Annotated in this window: 18 protein-coding genes and 3 tRNA genes; 9 read left to right on the forward strand and 12 right to left on the reverse strand. The window is 60.0% G+C overall.

What is annotated here, in order from left to right:
* Positions 1 to 45: 45 nt before the first annotated feature.
* Positions 46 to 1,167 (forward strand): hypothetical protein, encoded by a 1,122-nt coding sequence (locus ACSQ8V_RS13245; RefSeq protein WP_436205981.1) that lies wholly within the window; start codon positions 46 to 48, stop codon positions 1,165 to 1,167.
* Positions 1,168 to 1,268: 101 nt separating this feature from the next.
* Here the strand turns inward: ACSQ8V_RS13245 and ACSQ8V_RS13250 are convergent, their stop codons facing one another.
* Positions 1,269 to 1,997 (reverse strand): FadR/GntR family transcriptional regulator, encoded by a 729-nt coding sequence (locus ACSQ8V_RS13250; protein WP_436205982.1) that lies wholly within the window; start codon positions 1,995 to 1,997, stop codon positions 1,269 to 1,271.
* A gap of 127 nt (positions 1,998 to 2,124) precedes the next feature.
* Here ACSQ8V_RS13250 and ACSQ8V_RS13255 point away from each other — a divergent pair, with 127 nt between their 5' ends.
* The 4 genes from ACSQ8V_RS13255 to ACSQ8V_RS13270 all read left to right on the forward strand — a co-directional run bounded on the left by ACSQ8V_RS13255 (position 2,125) and on the right by ACSQ8V_RS13270 (position 6,253).
* Complete coding sequence (locus ACSQ8V_RS13255; RefSeq protein ID WP_436205983.1) at positions 2,125 to 3,246, forward strand: branched-chain amino acid ABC transporter substrate-binding protein; 1,122 nt, start codon at positions 2,125 to 2,127, stop codon at positions 3,244 to 3,246.
* Positions 3,247 to 3,262: 16 nt separating this feature from the next.
* Positions 3,263 to 4,270 carry a trans-3-hydroxy-L-proline dehydratase gene (lhpH, locus tag ACSQ8V_RS13260; RefSeq protein ID WP_436205984.1) on the forward strand — a complete coding sequence of 336 codons (1,008 nt, stop codon included), beginning with the start codon at positions 3,263 to 3,265 and terminating at the stop codon, positions 4,268 to 4,270.
* Positions 4,271 to 4,272: 2 nt separating this feature from the next.
* Positions 4,273 to 5,187, forward strand: a complete 915-nt coding sequence (gene lhpI / locus ACSQ8V_RS13265; RefSeq protein ID WP_436205985.1) for a bifunctional Delta(1)-pyrroline-2-carboxylate/Delta(1)-piperideine-2-carboxylate reductase — start codon at positions 4,273 to 4,275, stop codon at positions 5,185 to 5,187.
* 481 nt (positions 5,188 to 5,668) lie between these two features.
* Complete coding sequence (locus ACSQ8V_RS13270; RefSeq protein ID WP_436205986.1) at positions 5,669 to 6,253, forward strand: phosphoribosyltransferase; 585 nt, start codon at positions 5,669 to 5,671, stop codon at positions 6,251 to 6,253.
* Positions 6,254 to 6,883: 630 nt separating this feature from the next.
* On the opposite strand, the gene ACSQ8V_RS13275 is transcribed toward ACSQ8V_RS13270, so the two are convergent.
* The 5 genes from ACSQ8V_RS13275 to uvrC form a co-directional block, all read right to left on the reverse strand.
* A tRNA-Cys gene (locus tag ACSQ8V_RS13275) sits at positions 6,884 to 6,957 on the reverse strand.
* Positions 6,958 to 7,064: 107 nt separating this feature from the next.
* Positions 7,065 to 7,140: transfer RNA gene (locus ACSQ8V_RS13280), tRNA-Gly, on the reverse strand.
* 58 nt (positions 7,141 to 7,198) lie between these two features.
* Positions 7,199 to 7,274, reverse strand: a tRNA-Gly gene (locus ACSQ8V_RS13285).
* A 174-nt stretch (positions 7,275 to 7,448) separates the two neighbouring features.
* On the reverse strand, positions 7,449 to 8,045 hold the full coding sequence (gene pgsA / locus ACSQ8V_RS13290) for a CDP-diacylglycerol--glycerol-3-phosphate 3-phosphatidyltransferase (protein WP_062089334.1): 597 nt from the start codon (positions 8,043 to 8,045) through the stop codon (positions 7,449 to 7,451).
* An 85-nt stretch (positions 8,046 to 8,130) separates the two neighbouring features.
* Positions 8,131 to 10,341 carry an excinuclease ABC subunit UvrC gene (uvrC, locus tag ACSQ8V_RS13295; protein ID WP_436205987.1) on the reverse strand — a complete coding sequence of 737 codons (2,211 nt, stop codon included), beginning with the start codon at positions 10,339 to 10,341 and terminating at the stop codon, positions 8,131 to 8,133.
* A gap of 226 nt (positions 10,342 to 10,567) precedes the next feature.
* On the opposite strand from uvrC, the gene earP reads away from it, so the two are divergent.
* The 4 genes from earP (at position 10,568) to ACSQ8V_RS13315 (ending at position 14,875) form a co-directional block, all read left to right on the forward strand.
* A complete protein-coding gene (earP, locus tag ACSQ8V_RS13300) occupies positions 10,568 to 11,770 on the forward strand; it encodes an elongation factor P maturation arginine rhamnosyltransferase EarP (RefSeq protein WP_436205988.1) in 1,203 nt (400 codons plus the stop codon).
* A 239-nt stretch (positions 11,771 to 12,009) separates the two neighbouring features.
* Positions 12,010 to 12,567 carry an elongation factor P gene (gene efp, locus ACSQ8V_RS13305; RefSeq protein WP_062089336.1) on the forward strand — a complete coding sequence of 186 codons (558 nt, stop codon included), beginning with the start codon at positions 12,010 to 12,012 and terminating at the stop codon, positions 12,565 to 12,567.
* 285 nt (positions 12,568 to 12,852) lie between these two features.
* Positions 12,853 to 13,188, forward strand: a complete 336-nt coding sequence (locus ACSQ8V_RS13310; RefSeq protein WP_213766783.1) for a BON domain-containing protein — start codon at positions 12,853 to 12,855, stop codon at positions 13,186 to 13,188.
* A gap of 304 nt (positions 13,189 to 13,492) precedes the next feature.
* Positions 13,493 to 14,875 (forward strand): sigma-54-dependent transcriptional regulator, encoded by a 1,383-nt coding sequence (locus ACSQ8V_RS13315; protein ID WP_436205989.1) that lies wholly within the window; start codon positions 13,493 to 13,495, stop codon positions 14,873 to 14,875.
* A 105-nt stretch (positions 14,876 to 14,980) separates the two neighbouring features.
* Here ACSQ8V_RS13315 and nagZ read toward each other — a convergent pair whose 3' ends face one another.
* The 6 genes from nagZ to rnc all read right to left on the reverse strand — a co-directional run bounded on the left by nagZ (position 14,981) and on the right by rnc (position 20,546).
* Positions 14,981 to 15,985 carry a beta-N-acetylhexosaminidase gene (gene nagZ, locus ACSQ8V_RS13320; RefSeq protein WP_436205990.1) on the reverse strand — a complete coding sequence of 335 codons (1,005 nt, stop codon included), beginning with the start codon at positions 15,983 to 15,985 and terminating at the stop codon, positions 14,981 to 14,983.
* Between the two features lie 49 nt (positions 15,986 to 16,034).
* A complete protein-coding gene (gene acpS / locus ACSQ8V_RS13325) occupies positions 16,035 to 16,466 on the reverse strand; it encodes a holo-ACP synthase (RefSeq protein ID WP_213766786.1) in 432 nt (143 codons plus the stop codon).
* Between the two features lie 40 nt (positions 16,467 to 16,506).
* On the reverse strand, positions 16,507 to 17,280 hold the full coding sequence (pdxJ, locus tag ACSQ8V_RS13330) for a pyridoxine 5'-phosphate synthase (RefSeq protein WP_213766787.1): 774 nt from the start codon (positions 17,278 to 17,280) through the stop codon (positions 16,507 to 16,509).
* Positions 17,277 to 18,191, reverse strand: coding sequence for a DNA repair protein RecO (gene recO, locus ACSQ8V_RS13335; protein WP_436205991.1), 915 nt, complete (start codon positions 18,189 to 18,191; stop codon positions 17,277 to 17,279). The genes pdxJ and recO overlap by 4 nt, the downstream gene beginning before the upstream one ends.
* A complete protein-coding gene (era, locus tag ACSQ8V_RS13340) occupies positions 18,178 to 19,077 on the reverse strand; it encodes a GTPase Era (RefSeq protein WP_089159199.1) in 900 nt (299 codons plus the stop codon). Before era ends, recO begins: the two co-directional genes overlap by 14 nt.
* A gap of 107 nt (positions 19,078 to 19,184) precedes the next feature.
* Entirely contained in the window at positions 19,185 to 20,546 is a 1,362-nt protein-coding gene (gene rnc, locus ACSQ8V_RS13345) for a ribonuclease III (RefSeq protein WP_436205992.1), read from the reverse strand.
* Positions 20,547 to 20,559 lie beyond the last annotated feature (13 nt).

Consider the following 20,559-nt stretch of genomic DNA (forward strand, 5'->3'; position numbering starts at 1 on the left):
CCCGCGGCTGAAGCGGTATGTGCGTACCTCGCGCGGTATCGCCCAATGAAGGTCGTTCATATTTCCAATACGCCGGTGGCGGGTAGTCCCGGCAACATTGTTTCGGCACTCAATCGGCTAACTGATGTCCAGGCGCGGCATATCGTCTTCAATAGCAGTGCGTATCGCAGCCGGACCTTTGCTGTCGATATCGACTGGAAGACTCAGCAGCAGCAGGCGCTCGACGTCATAGCGGACGCCGACGTCATTCACGTCCATCAGTTCTTCTCGCTCGATGAGACTTTCGGTCCGAATTTCCATCAGCGATTCGGCGATAAAAAAATCATCAAGCAATACCATTCGGCCCCGGATCTCTGGGCCAAGGGCGATGCCGGAGTGGTCCAGCGGATTGTGTACGAGGACGTGCCGCAACTCGTTATTGCGCAGGGTCCCGAGCGCTATTACCCGTTTGCCAGGGTGGTTCCCAATGTGATCCCGCTGCACGATCCTCGCTACTTGCCCGGTCCGGAGAGCAATACCGATGCGCACGGCATACCGCTCGTCACGTTTTCGCCGAGCGGCCGGTCATCTGCATGGAAAACGCGCTGGGAAACCAAGGGCGTTCCGCAAACCCTCAAGCTGCTGCGCAAACTGGAGCGCAAGGGCTTATGCACGCTTCAATTGATTGTCGATACGCCGCATGACGCGTGTTTGCGGGCCAAGCAGCAGGCGGCGATTGCCATCGACGAATGCGTGACCGGGAATTATCACTTGAGCGGGCTGGAGGCGCTGTCGCAAGGAAAACCGACTTTGGGTCATCTCGACAATCGCGTTCAGTCACAGTTGAGGGCCATGACGGGCGCCCTTGAATTGCCCTGGATCGATGTACGGCTGGAGGAGGCCGAAGGTCCGCTTCGTGAACTGCTTTGGGATCGGGCGCTACGCACGGAGCTGGGTGCGGCCTCGCGGCAGTGGATGGAGACCTACTATCAGGAAGCGGCGATGGTTGAGCATTATCGACGCGCGTATCTTGATCTCTTTGAGGCGCCGTATCGATTCCAAGTTCGGCGCTTCGTCGGGCATAGTGAGCCCTGGCTTGCCGTGGCATTGCCAAATCACCGCTGGGCCGCGCGCAAGCGAGCCAACAGCCCGTGGAGAACACTCGTTGAGACGGTACGCGGACGCTGAGCCGCTGTCCCGGAGAGTCGCGGTGGGCAACAATTCAGCTCGACCCAGCATCAGAGTTGATCGATCTTTCGGCCCTCAGTCTTTGCGCCCAGATCCACCGTCTACTTTGGCGCGATATCGCGTTCCACACGCTTGATATGCTGTTCAACGTAGAAAGCCGCGGCATCCGCATCGCCCTGAACCACTGCCTCGTAGATCAACCGATGCTCGGCCACGTAAAGACGAATCCGGCCCGCGTCATAGATACCCTCGTCTTTCAGACGCTTCCATAACGGCTGGTCCATCGAACTGGCTACTTCATCAGCGATCTTGACCATCAGCGCATCGCCCGTCATCACCGCCAGTTGCCGATGAAACAAGCGGTCGCGGCTATTCCATAACGCGCGCTGTGCAGGGTCGTCGATGTCGTAGATGTTTTCCATCTGACTAAGATACTGCTCGGCCAGCCGGTCGCGTTGCGCGCGCGCAGCCGCGCGCCGGGCTACGGCCGGTTCAAGAACCATTCGTACGTCGAGCGTCGAACTGGGACTGAAGTCGGCCGTTCCGGTATCCGCGGTCCTATGCGACAAGCGATCGATGGCGTCGCCGCAGACGAACGTCCCCGAGTTGCGCTTCGTGACGACAAGCCCTTCGTTCTGCAGCGCGCCGATCGCCTCGCGAACGGCCGGACGTCCGACACCAAACAATGCCGCGAGATCCCGCTCCGATGGCAACCGTGAGTCCGGCAAGAACCGGCCTGCAGCAATCTCATCGCGGATTCGCTCGGACACTTGTTCGTAGATTTGCCGCGGGCGGAATGAGCCGTCGAGCTCTGCGTGAATTGCTGCCATTGATGAATCTCACCAAACGTGGTCACTAGAAAGACCAAAAATCGGCCAGACATTTTGAAATGGTTGCTATTTGCACCAATTTTGGTCTACATTCAGGACCAGTATAGTCCACCCCGGAGATTACCCAATGAAAAAGGCTGTCGTAGGTTTCCTGGTCGCCACGGCGGCTTTTGCCAATGCCGGTGTCCACGCGCAAGAAGTCGTGACGATTGGCCATTCGGCGCCACTGACCGGCCCACAGGCGGTGAACGGGAAGGACAACGAGAACGGCGCGCGGCTGGCAGTGGAGGATTTGAACAAGAAAGGCGTCGTAGTCGCGGGGAAAAAGGTGACATTCAAACTGGACTCGGAAGATGACCAGGCCGATCCGAAGATTGGTGTTCAGATCGCCCAAAAGCTCGCCGATAGCGGCGTAGTTGCGGTTCTGGGACCGTACAACTCGGGCGTTGCCATTCCGGCGTCGCAAATCTACCATTCCGCCGGCATCCCGATGCTCCCGGTCGCGTCGAATCCCGCACTGACTACACAGGGCTTCAATAACATCTTCCGCATTGGCGCGAGCGACGAGCAGCTCGGCGGCACCATGGGCGAGTTCGCTGCAAAGACACTGAAGGCGAAGACCGCGGCGATCATCGACGACCGCACGGCCTACGGCCAAGGCGTCGCGGAACAATTTGCAAGCGTGGCGAAAGCGCACGGCATCAAGATCGTCGACAACGAGTACACCAACTCCAGCGCGACCGATTTCCTCGGCATCCTGACGACCATCAAGGCCAAGAATCCCGACGTGATCTTCTTCGGTGGATACGCCGCGCAAGGCGCGCCGATGGCCAAGCAGATGCGCCAGCGGGGACTCCGGGCGAAGCTGCTCGGCGGCGACGGCATCTGCTCTGCCGACATGGGCAAGGTGGCGGGCGACGACGCATCGATCGTGTATTGCGCGCAAGGTGGCACGTCGCTCGAGAAGACGGCTGCTGGCCGCGACTTCCTCAAGCGCTACAAGGACACGTATCACACGGATACGCAGGTCTACGCTGTCAGCTACTACGACGGCATGATGCTGCTCGCCGACGCGATGGTGAAGGCCGGCACGACCACGGACAAAGCAAAGCTGATCGCGCAACTGGCGAAGACCGACTACAAGGGCATCGCAGGAACGTATTCCTTCGACGCGAAGGGCGATTTGAAGGGCGCGCCCACGACCGTGTATGTCATCAAGAACGGTTTGCCGGCTGCATACGGCCAGTGATCCACCTGGAATCGACATGAGAATTACGAAATCAATCAGCACGGTCGAGGTTCATACCGGAGGCGAGGCGTTTCGCATCGTCACGAGCGGTCTGCCGAAGATGCCGGGCAAGACCATCGTCGCGCGTCGCGCGTGGCTGAAGGAGCATGCGGACCACATTCGCCGCTCGCTCATGTTCGAGCCGCGCGGTCACGCCGACATGTACGGCGGTTACCTCACGGAGCCCGTCAGCGAAGGCGCCGATTTTGGCGTGATCTTCGTGCACAACGAGGGCTACAGCGATCATTGCGGTCATGGCGTGATCGGCCTCGCGACAGCGGCGGTGGAACTGGGCTGGATCGAACGGACTTCGCCGGAAACACGCGTGGGGATAGACGCCCCTTGTGGTTTCATCGAAGCGTTCGTGCAATGGGATGGGAATCACGCGGGCAATGTGCGCTTCGTGAACGTGCCCTCGTTCATCTGGCAACGTAACGTTACCGTGGAGACACCGTCGTTCGGGAGCGTTACCGGCGACATCGCCTTCGGCGGAGCGTTCTATTTCTACACCGACGGTGCTCCATTCGACCTGCCCATTCGCGAGTCGGCCATCGACAAACTGATTCAGTTCGGCGCCGAGGTCAAGGTCGCTGCCAACGCAGCGGTCAAGGTGGAGCATCCCGAGATCCCCGAGTTGAATCACATCTATGGCACGATCATCGCCAATCAAGCGCGGCACGCGGGTTCCACGCAGGCGAACTGCTGCGTCTTCGCCGACCGTGAAGTCGATCGCTCGCCGACCGGCTCCGGCACGGCCGGCAGGGTCGCGCAACTGTACTTGCGTGGCCTGCTGGGCAAAGATGAAACGCTGATCAACGAGTCGGTGATTGGCACGATATTCAAGGGGCGCGTGCTGAGCGAAACGAAGCTCGGATCGTTCGATGCAGTCATCCCGGAAGTCGAGGGCAATGCGTACATTTGCGGTTTCGCTAACTGGATAATCGACGACCGCGATCCGCTGACCTACGGTTTCCTGGTGCGATGAAGATGACCCAGTCCTACGACGAACAACAAACTGCGGCACTGCTGCCCTATGCGGAACTAGTTGATACCTTGAGCGCGACGGTTGTCGAATATGCAGCGGGCAGGATAGAAAGTCCGGAGCGGCTGGTTGTGCCGCTGCAGGCGAGCGGCGTCATGCTGTCGATGCCAGCGAGTGCAGCGGACATCGCGATCCACAAGCTCGTGAACGTGTGTCCCGGCAATCGGGCGCAAGGCATGCCGACGATTCACGGCCAGGTCACGGCATACGACTCGACCAACGGACAACTGCTCTTCTCGCTCGACGGCCCGACAGTCACGGGCAGGCGCACCGCCGCGATATCGGCGCTGGGCATCCGCAGCCTTGCCCGAAGCGCGAAATCGATTCTGCTGATTGGCACGGGTAAGCAAGCGAGCAATCATGCCGAAGCATTTGCTGCGCTCTTCCCTGACGCGGTCCTGTATGTCAAAGGATCGAAGCCCCAAGCGGCGGTCCGGTTTGTGGTGGCCCATGCAGAACTGAGCTCACGGGTGATACCGGTCGAGGGCGATATGATCCCCGAAGACGTCGATGTCGTTGTCACACTGACCACGAGTAAAACTCCGGTCTACCAAGGTCCGGCGCGCCCTGGGCGGCTGGTCGTAGGAGTCGGCGCGTTCACGCCGGACGCGGCCGAAATCGCCGCATCGATCGTGCACCAAAGCGCGATCCTGGTGGACGATCCAGTGGGCGCGAGACACGAAGCCGGCGATCTCATTCAGGCGAACGTCGATTGGGACACCGTCGGCACGTTGGCCGCTGTCATCGAGCGCTCGTGGGTTGGTTCGTCGGATCAACCCATACTCTTCAAAAGCGTTGGGTGCGCAGCGTGGGATCTGGCTGCCGCACGGTTGGCGCGACATCGTTTATCTGGCGCGTAGATCGACCCGCTAGTTGTCTGCGCGGTCGCAGAACACGGACTCTACGCGGCCTGGAAACTACATCGTCACTGCGTGAGCAGAGCAAACCAGCGGCTCCGCTCAAGATATAATTCAGGATGGCGAAACGCGGCAGGGGCTACCCTTCAGACAATGCAAACTCGGTGCACACTTGGACATCCCTGCTTGGGAAGTTTGCTCCGAGTGGGCCGCCGAGGCGGGTGCTTGGGTTCCCGCCAGCTTTGACAGAACCGTTGTTCCTCTGGACCAACGACAAAGAACTTAAGGCACACCAGTCATATCAACTGGCAAAGGCTGGCGATGCCCACGCTGCAATCGACCTCGTCAGTGATTTGGCACAACCGCTCCATCAGCAACTGACATTGCTGATGGACGGTAGGAAACTCCCGACGAACCCATCTATGTAGCACCGCATGCGCGCGAGGCTAAGGGTGACAACGCAATCCCGCAGGTTTTAGCCGTCATGCTCTCGATCGCCGGCGGCGAACTAGACGAAGAAATCGTACAAACGACAAAGGTCTATCACACCGGCGCCGACGCCATGGAACGCCTTATTTCTCGCGCGTCGTTTCATGGCGCGGTGTACCGAGGAAGGGACTACATCCTCGTGGATGACGTCACGACGCTCGGCGGAACGTTGTGCGATTTAACAGACCATATTCGAAGAAACGGTGGAAACGTGGTTGCTACAGCCGTTCTGGTCAACGCTAGCCGGTCTGGTAGACTCTATTCGGTCCAAAAGACCGTAAAACGCTTAGAGAAGGAGTATGGCCATGTCATCCGTGAAACTTTCGGAATCGAGCCGGCTGCGCTCACGGCCGACGAAGCCCAGTACCTCCTCGGGTTCCGTACTGCTGAGGAAATCAGAGGTCGCAGCGCTAAAGCGCGGGAAACGACAAATCTCCGTCTCCGCACAAAAGGCGTTCTCGTCCATCAAGCAGAAAGTGGACGCCAGCAAAGGCACCCGATGAAACAGCACAGAGTTCCATTCCCTGGAGCCAGCGCGCTAACTAGCACCCATCGCTGGATCAGCAAGTGCAAGAGATAGACCGCCATTGGGCGGTCTTTTTTTACCGTAAGCGAGCGGCCAGGCGCGACGCTCGACCAAGTCTTCGCGAAAAATGCCGGGATTCGCCTTACGTAGGCGTCGCCTTCTCACATCATCGGCGGTTTAGGGGAAGCGGACAACGCTATCAAGAATGTGCGCGATGCGATTGAATATATTCTTGGCACATCGGTTATACAGCCGCGTCAGCGACAACTGCCAGCACCTAGTTCCGAAGGCCTTGCTAAGCAGCCGGTCAAGGTAGTTGCGTAATAACGGCCAATCCAAACCATATGCAAAATCAACTTCAAGTTTTAGGTGGTAAAAGTCAAATTTATTCGTCTACAACGTAGCATGGGTCGATTTCGGGACAAGCAAAACTCTAGGAAAGTGGCGTCGGCAGCAAGCCATTGCGGAGGATGGGGTATTCCCACATCGCTGAAGGACTCGATTTTTTTGTCGACATGCCTCGCAGCAAAACTCGCATCAACGGCCAGGTAGCCGATCTACGCGTGGTTTTGCACGTTTTTCTAGTAGAGGGAGGGGACCGCTTCCGAGGACGCGTTTCCATAGATGGAAAATCGACAGACAAAGAAAAAGCCCTGACAAGTCAGGGCTTTTTCTTTGAATCTCTGGAGGCGCGAGCCGGAGTCGAACCGGCCTAAACGGCTTTGCAGGCCGCTGCATAACCGCTTTGCTATCGCGCCGGAAGCGGGGACTACATGAAGCATTCCGTATCTGGCAAAACCAACCCAACGTCACCGTATTGAACTGGTCCACCAAACAAAAAGGGAAGCTTGGCTTCCCCTTTTTTTGGAGCGGGAGACGAGGCTCGAACTCGCGACCTCAACCTTGGCAAGGTTGCGCTCTACCAGCTGAGCTACTCCCGCATGGTCCTGCACTTTACTGCCAGCCACCGGCTTACCATTGCCAATGACCTTCTTAATCTGGAGCGGGAGACGAGGCTCGAACTCGCGACCTCAACCTTGGCAAGGTTGCGCTCTACCAACTGAGCTACTCCCGCATCTTGCTGACTTCTTCTGCCAATTTGCTGCTTTCGACCTTCATCAGGCTTCGCGGTTTTTTGCGTTCACCCGACAGAAACGAGATTATGGAGAAGGCCAACTTTAGTGTCAAGCGCTTTGTATGTACCCCATCACTTTTAAACGCTCTCCAATCTGAATCACAGCATGCCGAATCACAACATGCCACCGCGCTCGCGAATCTGCGGCCATGCGAGCTTCATGTAATAGAGCATGGACCACACCGTGAGGAACGCAGCAACGTAGATCAGCCAGAGCCCCCACACGCGGGTATCGATAACGAGCGGCGTACCGGCAATCCTCAACGGCCCGTAGAACAGCAGCATGGGGATAGCAACCATCTGGCAGACGGTCTTGAATTTGCCGAGCGAATTCACCGCCACGCTCTTCGATGCCCCGATCTGCGCCATCCATTCCCGCAATGCCGAAATCGTGATCTCACGCCCCACAATGACCAGCGCAATCACTGCGTTCAGCCGCATCAGTTGCACGAGCACGAGCAGCGCCGCAGTGACCATGAGTTTGTCTGCAACGGGATCGAGAAACGCGCCGAATGCCGATGTCTGATTGAGCTTGCGCGCGAGGTAGCCGTCGAACCAGTCGGTCAGCGCAGCCAGCACGAAGATGACCATTGCAAGCAGGTTGCGATGGTCCGGGCTCATCATCACGTCCGGCAAATAGAAGACGCCCACGACGAGCGGAATCAGCACGATTCGAAGCCACGTCAGGAAAATCGGAAAATTAAACGGCATGGGCGTGACTCTTATAGAGAGGTGCCATTGTGCCGCGTCGCCCTATATGTCACAAGACGACGGACTGAACGGCCGGACGTTGCACTCAATGCAACTGCCGGTAGATCTGCTCGGCGAGCGCCTGCGAAATGCCTTCGACGCTCGCCAGATCCTCCACGCTCGCCGCCTGCACCCCGCGCAAACCACCGAAGCGCGACAGCAACCGCTGGCGCCGTTTCGCACCAATACCCTCCAGTTCCTCGAGCCGCGATGTCTGCCGCGTCTTCGCCCGTTTCGCGCGCATGCCGGTAATTGCAAAACGGTGCGCCTCGTCGCGAATTTGCGCGACCAGCATCAGCGCCGCGCTCTCTTTTCCGAGTTCGAGCGCTGCGCGGCCATCGGCGAAAATCAGGGTTTCGAGGCCCACCTTGCGCCCTTCCCCCTTCGCCACGCCGACCAGCATGCTGCGATCGAGGCCCAGTTCAGCGAACACTTGCCGCGCGATCTCGACCTGCCCCTTGCCGCCATCGATCAACACGATATTCGGCAAGCGCCCGCCCGACGGCACGGGTTCGGCGACATCGGCTTCGGCTGGGCTGGTTGGCTCCACTTGCGCGGCGGCCTCCAACACCACCTCTTCCACCCGCTCCACCGCTTCCTGCGCCGGCTCATCAACGGCTCGCGCGGCGGCCTGCGCCAGCATCTTCTCGTAGCGGCGCGTGAGGACCTGGCGCATGGCGGCGTAATCGTCACCCGGCGTGATGCCGGTGATGTTGTAGCGCCGATACTCGGCCGACTGCATCTTGTGATGGTGATACACCACGCACGATGCCTGGGTCGCCTCGCCCATCGTATGGCTGATGTCGAAACATTCGATCCGCAACTGCGCGAGATCGTCCATTTCAAAGCTCAGCGTGTCGGCAAGAGAACGCGTGCGAGCCTGCTGCGAACCCTGTTCGGACAGCAAGCGTGCGAGGGCAAGCTTCGCATTCGATTCAGCCATCGACAGCCACGCGCGCTTTTGTCCCTGCGGCTGACGCAGCACCACGACCTTGTGACCAGCCTGTTCGATCAGCAGATCGACCAGTTCGCGGTTCGTCGGCGCGTGGCTCACCACCAGCACCGGCGGCACGCGATTGCCAATGTAATGCTGCGCGATAAACGCCTCCAGCACCTCGGCCTCAAGCGCGCCCTGACGTTCCGATTCCGTCGCGTCATCCAGCGGCGCGTCGCCGGTTTCGGCAATCTCCTCCTGCATTTCACCCGTCGTGGCGTGCGCCTCGAACACCTGTTCGCGCGCCGCGAGCGTGCCCGCGGGAAGTGCGATTTCGTCGATAAGCGCATCGACATCCGCATCGACCTGTTCGATGACGATATTCGCCACGCCGTCCACGAAGTCGTCGCCGGCAAGCTCTTCCGGCATCGCGTCTTCTATGGCCAACGCCGCCTCTACGTGCGTCGGGAAATAGGCTTTATCGCCGAGATGCCGGCCGCCGCGCACCATCGCGAGATTCACGCACACCTTGCCGCCCAGCGCGACGACCGCGAGAATATCGACGTCGTTATCGCCGCCTACCTCGATGGCCTGCTGATGCAGCACGGTAGACAGCGAGCTCATCTGGTTACGCACGGCCGCGGCCTGTTCGAACTTGAGTTCGGCGGCGAATGCGTGCATCTTCTGCTCGAGTTCCTTCATCACTTCGCCCTGGCGTCCGAGCAGGAAACGCGATGCGTTCGACACATCGCGTGCGTAATCCTCCTCGTTGATCAGGCCGACGCACGGACCGGTACAGCGTCCGATCTGATGCAACAGGCAAGGCCGCGTGCGGTTGGAAAAGACGGAATCCTCGCAGGTGCGCAACTGGAAAACGCGTTGCAGGATCTGGATGCTTTCGCGCACGGCCCAGGCGCTCGGGAACGGGCCGAAGTACTGGTTCTTCTTGTCAACGCCGCCACGGTAATACGCCATGCGCGGAAATTTATGGCCGGTGAGCTTCAGATACGGGTACGACTTGTCATCGCGAAACAGGATGTTGTAGCGTGGCGCGAGCGCCTTGATCAGATTATTTTCGAGCAGCAGCGCTTCGGCTTCGGACCGTGTGACCGTGGTTTCAATTTTGCGGATGCGCGTGACCATCATCGCGATGCGCGGAGAAAGCAGTGTCTTCGTAAAATAGCTCGACACGCGTTTTCTCAGGTCGCGCGCCTTACCGACGTACAGCACGTTGCCTTGCTCGTCGTAATAGCGGTACACGCCCGGCAAATGCGGTAACTGAGCCAGGCTTTTTTTGGGGTCGAAAACGTCGGAGTCTGTCATGCAGGGATGATGGCGGGAAACGCGCAGCTTGAGGTCGGCAAAATGATTTATTGGTTTCGAGCGGAGCATGGGCGAAGCACGAAGGACGCACGCCCATCCAAGCCCCTAACTCGACCGTAACGCAGCGCGCCGCGCGAATCGTTATCCTTAAAAGCGCCAGTTTAGTTCAAACCGCTGTCCGCCATTCTTCACCATTCATTAGCGGTTCATCGCCGCTCTATTGCCCATGCCGTCTTCATCGGAACAATTGCCGGTTGCTCCCGGCCACGCCAGCGTCGATCCCGGTGCGCCAGCCACCGACATCGCGTGCGATATTTTCTGCGCGGTCATCGACAATTTCGGCGATATCGGCGTCTGCTGGCGGCTCGCGCGCCAACTGGCCGGCGAACACGGCTGGCAAGTGCGGCTGTTCGTCGACGATCTCAAGGCCTTTCATGCGCTCTGCCCCGCCGTCGATCCCACGCTCGACCGCCAAAGCGCGGCGGGCGTGATGATCGAGCACTGGCATGCGCCGTCGCATGCCGGCGACACGCTGCAGATCGCCGATGTCGTGATCGAGGCGTTCGGCTGCGAACTGCCGGCGGTGTACGTGAGCGCGATGGCACGCCGCGAGAAGAAGCCCGTGTGGATGAATCTCGAATATCTGAGCGCGGAGGACTGGGTCGCGGATTTTCATCTGCGGCCGTCGCCGCATCCGCGCTACGCGCTCGACAAGACGTTTTTTTTCCCCGGCCTGGGCCCGGGCACGGGTGGCGTGCTGAAAGAGCGTGCGCTTGATGCCGAGCACGAGGCGTTCGATCGCGATGCGTGGTGGCACGCGCGTGTTGGCATCGCGCCGCCGCCGTCCGGCACGACCGTCATTTCACTGTTCGCGTACGAGAATCCAGCAATCGATACGCTGCTTGAACAATGGCGCGATTGCGCCACGCCAATCGCGTTGCTCGTGCCGGAAGGACGCATTTCCGGCGCGGTTGCCCGGTTTTTTGGCCTGCCGGCCTTTCCGGCGGGGGCGAAGGCGACAAGCGGATCGCTCTCGGCCTACGCGCTGGGTTTTGTCGAACAGCCGCTTTTCGACGCCCTGCTCTGGGCTTCCGATCTGAATTTCGTGCGCGGCGAGGATTCCTTCGTACGGGCGCAATGGGCGCAGAAGCCGTTTGTCTGGCACATCTACCCGCAAGGCGACGACGCCCATCTGCCGAAACTCGACGCGGCGCTTGCCCACTACGCGAACGGCTTGCCGGACGGGGCGCGGGCCTCGCTCGAACGTTTCTGGCACGCGTGGAACGGCGCGGGCACCCCAGACTGGGACGATTTCTGGCAAAACCGCGCGCTGCTGGAACGGCGCGCCGCCGATTGGGCGACGGAACTGGCGAGCGTCGGCGATCTGGCTGGAAATCTGGCGGAATTCGCGAAAACTCAGTTAAAATAAGCGGTTATCCAACGGCTTACAGTTCGGAACACTATCCGTTCTGAACGAATTCCACAGGGGAATGAGCACGCTGGGGGAATAGTCAAAGTAATAGTCAAAGTCAATGAAATAGTCAGTGAGGCGGCTACAGCGCCCGGGTTTGCGATTTAATTTCGATTAAAGCAAGCGACCCTGCCACGAGCCGGCCGTCGACATTGCAGCGATCAGGCTCACATTTTCGTACAGGACAGTTTTTTAATATGAAGACCGCACAAGAACTCCGCGTCGGCAACGTCGTGATGATCGGCAGCGATGCCATGGTCGTGCTGAAGGCCGAGTACAACAAATCCGGCCGCAATTCCGCGGTCGTGAAGATGAAGTTCCGTAACCTGCTGTCCACCGGCAACATGGAATCGGTGTACAAGGCGGACGACAAGTTTGACGTCGTCCAGCTCGACCGCAAGGAAGTGACGTACTCGTACTTCGCCGACCCCATGTATGTGTTCATGGACGCCGACTACAACCAGTTTGAAGTCGAAGCCGACATGATGGGCGACGCCCTGCACTACCTCGCAGACGGCATGCCGTGCGAAGTGGTGTTCTACAACGAGAAAGCCATCTCGGTGGAACTGCCGACCACGCTGGTTCGCGAGATCATCTACACGGAACCGGCGGTGAAGGGTGACACGTCGTCGGGCAAGGTCCTGAAGACCGCCAAGCTCGCGACCGGTTTCGAACTGCAAGTGCCGCTGTTCTGCGGTATTGGCGACAAGATCGAAATCGATACCCGTACCAACGAGTACCGCAGCCGCGCTTAAGGCTTCGGCCGGCCGGCTGCCAAAGCCGGCTTGCGCGCTCCAAGTAAAAAGAGAATTTAAAAAAGCGCCCTTCGGGGCGCTTTTTCTTTTTGCTGAACATTATTTCCAATTCAGGCAAACTTTACCGGTCTGTTTCTCGAAATTTCCGGGTATTCCCGGCATAGGATGCGATGTTAAGTGCTAAAAACCTTGATTTTTGTTAAAGGTGAGGATGGCATGAAACCTGCTGTGCTAGTTGTGACTGCGCTGTGACGGCGTCGAATTTTCCAACAACAACACATGACCATGCCAATTACAAAAACCGCTCTCGCCCGTCTTGTTCTTGCTGTTTCATGTGCCGTACCGGTAATCGCGATCACGGCCGCATGTTCGTCGACGCCATCGCATGAATCGGCTGGCGAATACACCGCCGACTCCGCACTCACCGCGAAGGTGAAAGCAGCTCTACTCGCCGATCCGGGCCTGAAGTCGCTGGCGGTGAGTGTGACGACGTATCGGAGTGAAGTGCTGTTGTCGGGCTTTGTGAATTCGCCGGACCAGATTCAAAAAGCGGTAGCGGTCGCGCGTGGCGTGGAAGGCGTGCAGTCGGTCAAGAACGAACTGAACGTGAAGCCGCAATAGCAGGCCACTAGCATGCCGACGGGCTGAGCGATTGCGTCGGGAGCAAGTCGTGCTTGGACATCGTGTTCAGACATAACCGGCGTTTCAGGAACACGCTTCAGGAATACATCAGGAAGCGCAGGACAAAGACCCCGCCGCGTCGGGAGAGGGCTGGAACCTTGGGCGGAAACTTGACACCGTGACGTCATCGCGCCAACAGCTCACACCGACGTAGCTCGGCATCGAGGCGTCCGCCGCTGGATCTCGCCATTGGAGGCGACCGGCGCGGAACGAATTTCAGACCATTTAATACGTTGTGTCCGCCATGCCACACGCTTTGATTGTCGAAGACGATCCCAATAGCCTTTCCGGCCTGTCCGCCATCCTTGCGGCCGACGGTTTTTCCGTCGATACCGCGACCACGCTCGCCGAAGCGCGCTCGGCGCTGACGCGCTTCATCCCGGACGTCGTGCTGGTCGACCTGAACCTGCCCGACGGCAGCGGTCTCGACCTGCTCCACAACCTGCCGGCGCAACCGCCCGGCGGTGCGTTGCCTGTGATCGTGATGACGGGAAACGCAACGGTGGAGAGCGCGATCGAGGGCTTGCGGCAAGGGATCTGGGATTACCTGCTGAAGCCGGTCAACATTCCGCGCCTGCGCAGCCTGCTCGCCCGTATTCCGCGCCCTTACGAGCTGACGGAAGAAGTACGGGCGTTACGCTCGACGCTGCGCGAGCTCGGCTATTTCGGGGGATTGCTCGGGCGCAGCGGTGCGATCCGGCATGTCTACGACCTGATTGAACACACCGCGCCCACGGAAGCCGCCGTGTTGATCTGCGGCGAAAGCGGTACCGGCAAGAAAGTCGCCGCTCGCACGCTGCATGAGATGAGCCGGCGCCGCAAAGGTCCGTTCGTTTCGTTCAATTGCGCCGCGGCCAACGAGACCAGCAATCGTTCGATGGAAAGCCTGATGTTCGGCCACGAACGCGGTGCGTTTGCCGGCGCGGAGAACCGCGAACCCGGCTTGCTTGAGCAGGCGGGTGGCGGAACGCTGTTCCTCGACCAGATCGATGCATTGCCGATCCCGCAGCAGGAAGCCCTGCTACGCGCGCTCGATTCGCAGACCTTCATGCGGGTCGGCGGCAGCAACAAGATCGTGACGGACTTCCGCCTGCTCGCCGCGACGCGTACGCCGGTAAGAGACGCCGTCGCCGATGGCAAATTGCGCGAGGATCTGTTCCTGCGCCTGAATGCGTCGTCGATTGCGTTGCCGCCCTTGCGCGACCGGGGCGACGACATCGCCTTGCTGGCCGAGCATTTCGTCGATGAACTGAATCGCGAGAACCATGTGAGCGGCATTACGAGCGGCGCGCCCAAACGCGTGAGCCCGGATTTCATTCGCGAGTGCCTGACAACCGAATGGCCCGGCAATGTGCGCGAACTACGCGAACGGGTACGCCGCGCGTATCACGCATCCGGCGATGTCATCGAAACCTTGCGCGCCGATGAGCAAGGCGGTGCGGGCGGGCGTGGACTGAACGGCAGCAGCGTGCAGGTGACGGTGGGCACGGCACTCGCCGATGTCGAGGACATGCTGATTCGTGCGACGCTTGAGGCGGTGGGCGGCACGCGGCATCGCGCGGCGACGCTACTTGGGATCAGCCCGAAGACGCTTTACAACAAGCTCCAGCGCATGAAGCTGGAGTGATTGGATCGTTGATTGAAAAAGCCGCTCGTTCTTTCGAACCAGCGGCTTTTTTATGCGGTTGTGCTCGTCCGCACTCGCCTACGTTCGACCTAGTTAGCAAGCGCTTCAGCCCAGCGCGCTCGCCACCAGCGCTCGCGCCTGCTGATATTCCACCTGCTCCATCAGCTTGCCCCAGCTCCATGCGCGGCCTCGTGGCCGCATCCGCCGCAAGCGGGTCTGCGATGCCTTCGTCTGCACGAAAGTAAGCCGCTCCAGCACCTTCTCCGCTTCGTCCGGCTGATTGCAGATCAGCACCATGTCGCAGCCTGCGGTCAACGCCGCCGTGGCCGCTTCGGTCAGCGTTCCACCGGCGCGGGCGGCTTCCATCGACAGGTCGTCGCTGAAAATCGCGCCGTTGAAACCGAGTTTGCCGCGCAAGATGTCTTGCAGCCAGACTCGCGAAAAGCCTGCGGGTTTTTCATCGACCTGGGGGTAAATCACGTGCGCCGGGATCACCGATGCCAAGGACATGCCCAACCAGTCGTACGGTTTGGTATCGGCGGCGAGGATGTCCTCTAGCGAACGGTCATCCACAGGCATGGCCACATGCGAATCCGCCGATGCAAACCCGTGCCCCGGAAAATGCTTGCCGCAATTGGCCATACCAGCGAGCGCGAGACCGTGGTTCAGGCTCTTGGCGAGCATCGTCACCACGCGCGGGTCGCTGTGCAACGCACGATCGCCGATCACCTTCGATTGCCCGTAATCGAGGTCGAGCACGGGCGTAAAACTCATGTCGATGCCACACGCCCGCAATTCCGCCGCGAGCACATAACCGAACGCGGTCGCAGTTTTTGTTGCCAGCAACACGTCGCGGTCCCACAGCTCGCCGAGCTTGCCCGGCGCGGGCAGGACGGTGAAGCCATCGGTACGGAAACGCTGCACGCGGCCGCCTTCGTGATCGACGGCAATCAGGATGTCGTCACGAACCGCGCGAATCGCGTCAGTCAGCGCGACGAGCTGCGCGCGATCCTGGAAATGCCGCGCGAAGAGGATGATGCCGCCGGTCATCGGATGGTCGATACGGCGAATGTCGGCGTCGGAGAGGGTTGTACCGGCCACGTCGAGCATGACTGGCCCGGGAGTGCGTTTTAACGAGTTCAAATTGGGAGCGAGAAAGTCAGGGGGTTTTTGTTGCTGTGTGTGCTTCTGGGCTCGCGCCGGTTTCCGCGATCACAAACGACACCGCGTAATCGCGTTCGTCGGTGATCGTGACCTGGGCAGTAATGCCGCGCACCGCCATCCAGTCGGCGAGTTCTCCCGACGCGACAATCTTCGGCTTGCCGCTCGGTTCGTTGAGCGTTTGCAGCGCGCGCCATGTCATCGGCCAGTGCATGCCCAGTCCGATCGCTTTCGAAAACGCTTCTTTCGCGGAGAAACGCGTCGCGAGGAAGGCAAGACCGCGGAGTTCGGAGCGCGCGTTACGCGCGTGGTAAATGCGAAGTTCGTCGGCCCCGAGCACCTTCTCGGCGAAACGCCCTTTCGTGCGCTCCATCACGCCCGCTACACGGCTTACCTGAACGAGATCCGTCCCTATTCCGTAGATCGCCATCGTTGGGCCTGAGTTGGGGTTGTCAGTGTTTATCTCGCGTTTATCGCGATGCTGTGGCAGCGAGGCGCGACGCCACCATGATCGCCTTCATCTCGCGCACCGCATTGTCCCAGCCGGCGAAGATGGCGTGCGCAACGATCGCATGGCCGATATTCAATTCCACGATGCCTTCCAACGCCGCGATCGGCTGGACATTCGTGTAATGCAGGCCGTGCCCGGCGTTCACTTTTAGCCCCAAGGAATTGCCGAAATCGACGCTGCGTGCGACGCGCTCGAACTCCTTCTGGCGGGTGGCTTCGTCGTGGGCTTCGGCATAACACCCGGTATGCAATTCGATCACCGGTGCACCGGCTTCATGCGCGGCGCGGATCTGCGTTTCATCGGCGTCGATAAACAGCGACACCCGCGCACCCGCCTGACGTAACTGCTCGCACGCGGCCTTCACGGCGTTGAACTGGCCCGCGACATCGAGCCCGCCTTCGGTCGTCAGTTCCTGGCGCTTTTCCGGCACGAGACACACGTCGTGCGGACGAACGCCACACGCGATATCCAGCATTTCCTGCGTCACCGCGCACTCAAGGTTCATGCGCGTTTTGAGCAGCGGACGCAACGCGTGAACGTCGGCATCGACAATATGCCGGCGATCTTCCCGCAAGTGCAACGTGATGGCGTCCGCGCCCGCTTCTTCGGCTTGCAGCGCGGCGCGGATTGGGTCGGGGTACTGCGTGCCGCGCGCGTTGCGCAGCGTGGCGACGTGATCGATGTTGACGCCCAGATCGATCACGTTCGCGGGCGACGAGAGAAAGAAGCTCATAGATTTTGCAGGTCGATCAGGATTTGACGGGTGGCGAGCGGCGTGCCGCCAAGATACACGTTCAGCAGAAAGCGCATCAACGTCTTGCTTTGCGCGGCCGTCTGCGGGCGGCTGTAGTCGTCCTTCTCCATGTCGAGAAGGGTTTGCCCGGCGATCACCGGCCATTGCGACGGTACATCGTCCGACGCGTCGCGCACACCGCGTTCGGGATCGAAGACGTATTTCTGATCGGCGAGAACCGGTTGGCGTGTGATGGTTTTATTCAACGCCATCGCGTAACCGGTTTCGCGCAACAGCACGCGCTCGAAAGAGCGCAGCGCATGCAACGCGGGCTCACCATGCGCGAGACGCGACAACGTCAGCACATAGTGATTGAACAACGCCGGATGCGCGTCTTCACGGGCGCAAAACTTGACGAGCAATTCGTTGACGTAAAAGCCGCATAACAACGCGTCGCCGGCGAGAGGCAACATGCCGCCGACCCATTCGGCTTGCGTCAAGGTGCGGACTTCGCCCTTCCCCGTCCACGATAACCCCAGCGGCTGGAAAGTTTGCAACACGCCGCGCAATGCAGAATGCGGCCGCTTGGCGCCCTTGGCGACCAGCGCGACGCGGCCGTGATCGCGGGAAAATACGTCGAGCACGAGACTGGTCTCGCGATACGGATAGCTGTGCAGCACGAACGACGGCTGCTCCGCGATACGAAAGTCCGAGCGTGGCGCGGCGCGCGGCGGTCTTGGCGCTTTGGGTTCTTTGGGTTCTTTCGGTGCCGTGGCTTTTGCAGACGCGGACGCCGTCCGGCGCCTTTTCGGCGCGGGCGTTGAAGGCTCGTCGGCGCTGAAGTTATCGTCGGCGAGCGGATCGGATTCTGTGTCGGAGGACTGGGTCATCCACGCGTCATTCGTACCCATAGGCGCGTAGTCCCGCTTCGTTGTCCGCCCAGCCGCTTTTCACCTTGATGAAGGTTTCAAGGTACACGGGGCCATCGAACAGCCGTTCCATGTCCTGGCGCGCTTCGGTGCTGATCTGCTTCAGCTTCGCCCCCTTCTGGCCGATGATCATCGCCTTATGCGTATCGCGTTCCACAAGAATGGTCGCGAAAATGCGGCGCAAACGGCCTTCGGTTTCCCATTTATCGATCATCACCGTGCTCGTGTACGGCAATTCGTCGCCGGTCCAGCGGAACACTTTCTCGCGCAGGATCTCGGCGGCGAGAAAACGCTCGCTGCGATCGGTGAGATCGTCTTCACCGTAAATGGGCGAGCCTTCCGGCAAATACGGCTTCACGACCGTCATCAAGCGCGTGATGTCATCAGCATGCTTCGCGGTCATCGGCACGATTTCCTTGAAGTCGTGCAGCGCGCTCATCTTCTGCATGAACGGAAATAACGTCGCTTTGTCATTGACGTGATCCAGCTTGTTCGCGATCAACAGGCACGGCGTGTCGTTCGGAATCAGGTCGAGCACCTTCTGGTCGTCGGGACCGAAACGGCCCGCTTCGATCACGAACAGAATGGCATCGACGGACGTCAGCGTCGACGTCACCGCGCGGTTCAGCGACCGATTCAGCGCGCCGCTGTGCTTGGTCTGGAAACCGGGGGTATCGACGAAAATGTACTGCGCGTCGTCCAGCGTATGAATGCCGGTGATACGGTGGCGCGTGGTCTGCGCCTTGCGCGACGTGATGCTGACTTTCTGCCCGACGAGCGCGTTCATCAAGGTCGATTTGCCGACGTTCGGCCGACCGACGATCGCGACCATGCCGCAGCGGAAACCAGAGGGAGTGGGTGCGTTCATAATGTGTGCGACTGCAGATTCGGTGAATTCGTGGGGACGCGTGGCGTCGGGATTATGCTTTTGATCGGTAGCGTGTGAGCTTTGGAGGCCTGGCTTCAAGGCTTACGTCAATGGCCGGTATCGGCGGCGCGTACGACGGTTTCATCGACGCTTTCTTCAAGGTGCGCTTCTACCTTCGCTTCAACGTTCTCTGCGCCCTTCGATGCCGTAGCAGAATGCGCGGCGGGCACGTCTTCACGCTGACGCGCGGGGGCTGCGGGCTTCTCTACCGGGGACGCGTCGGCGCTTTTCGCAGCAGGCTTGTCGGCCTGTTTGTCGGCTTGCTTCGCGACCGCCTTTTCACCTGCACTATCTGCCTTCGAGGCGCTTTTTTCCACCGGGTTATGCACAGCTTTATCCACTGCGGATTCGACCTGCGTAACCAATGGCTTGTCCGTCACCTCGCTTCCGACCGCGGGCACCTCGGCCGCTGCTTTTTCGGCCTTCTCCGACTTCTCCGCCCGATGAATCGTCGCCCGTTCGGTTTTCTCCGCGCCGGCAAATGCACCCGCCGATGGTTCCACATGCGATGCGCGAATCACCGCGAATGGGGCGGTGGCCGGACGCTCGGGATCGTTATGCGTATTGCTGCCATGGCCAGCGCCATTGCTATTACTAGCGGCACGCGCGCGTTCACGACGGTCCGGTGCACGCAAGTCGAGCGCCGCCTGCACGCCCGTCACTCCCGGCACGATTTCCAGTTCCGCCAGCTTGGCCGCGCGCGATCCCTTGCGCTTCGGCTTCGCCGTCATGGCCGGCGCGGCGGAAGCCAACTCATCGAGCGCCTTCTTGGCCGCTGCCTGTTCGGCCGCGCGCCGGCTCGCACCGGAACCCGATACCTTCACATCGAGCTTCGGCACCGTGCATTCCACTTCGAATTGCTGGTTATGCGCCGCGCCGTGCGTGGCCACGACCGTATAGGTCGGCAATGCAATCTTGTGGCCCTGCAGATATTCCTGCAGCAGCGTCTTCGCGTCTTTACCGATCGTGCGTGGATCGATGTGATCGAGGATTGGCGTGTAGAGCCGCTTGATGACCTGAAGCGCGGCATCAAAACCACCGTCCAGAAACACCGCCCCGAAGATCGCTTCGAGCGTGTCAGCCAATATGGACGGGCGCCGGAAGCCGCCGCTGCGCAACTCGCCCTCGCCCAGCCGCAACGCCTCCGAGACGTCGAGTGCCTGTGCAATCTCATAAAGCGACTGCTGCTTGACGAGATTTGCCCGGACGCGAGACAGGTCGCCTTCGTCGAGTTTTGCGAATCGTTGGAACAAAAGCGCAGCCACCACGCAATTTAGAACGGAATCTCCGAGAAATTCGAGTCGTTCATTGTGCGTGGCACTGTGACTGCGGTGGGTCATCGCCTGGCGCAGCAATTCCGCATTGCGAAATTCGTACTGGAGCCGGCTTTCCAACGGGGTTGAGGGCATGGGCAGAGTATAA

The sequence above is a fragment of the Caballeronia sp. LjRoot31 genome (genome assembly GCF_964253885.1).
Classification (GTDB): domain Bacteria; phylum Pseudomonadota; class Gammaproteobacteria; order Burkholderiales; family Burkholderiaceae; genus Caballeronia.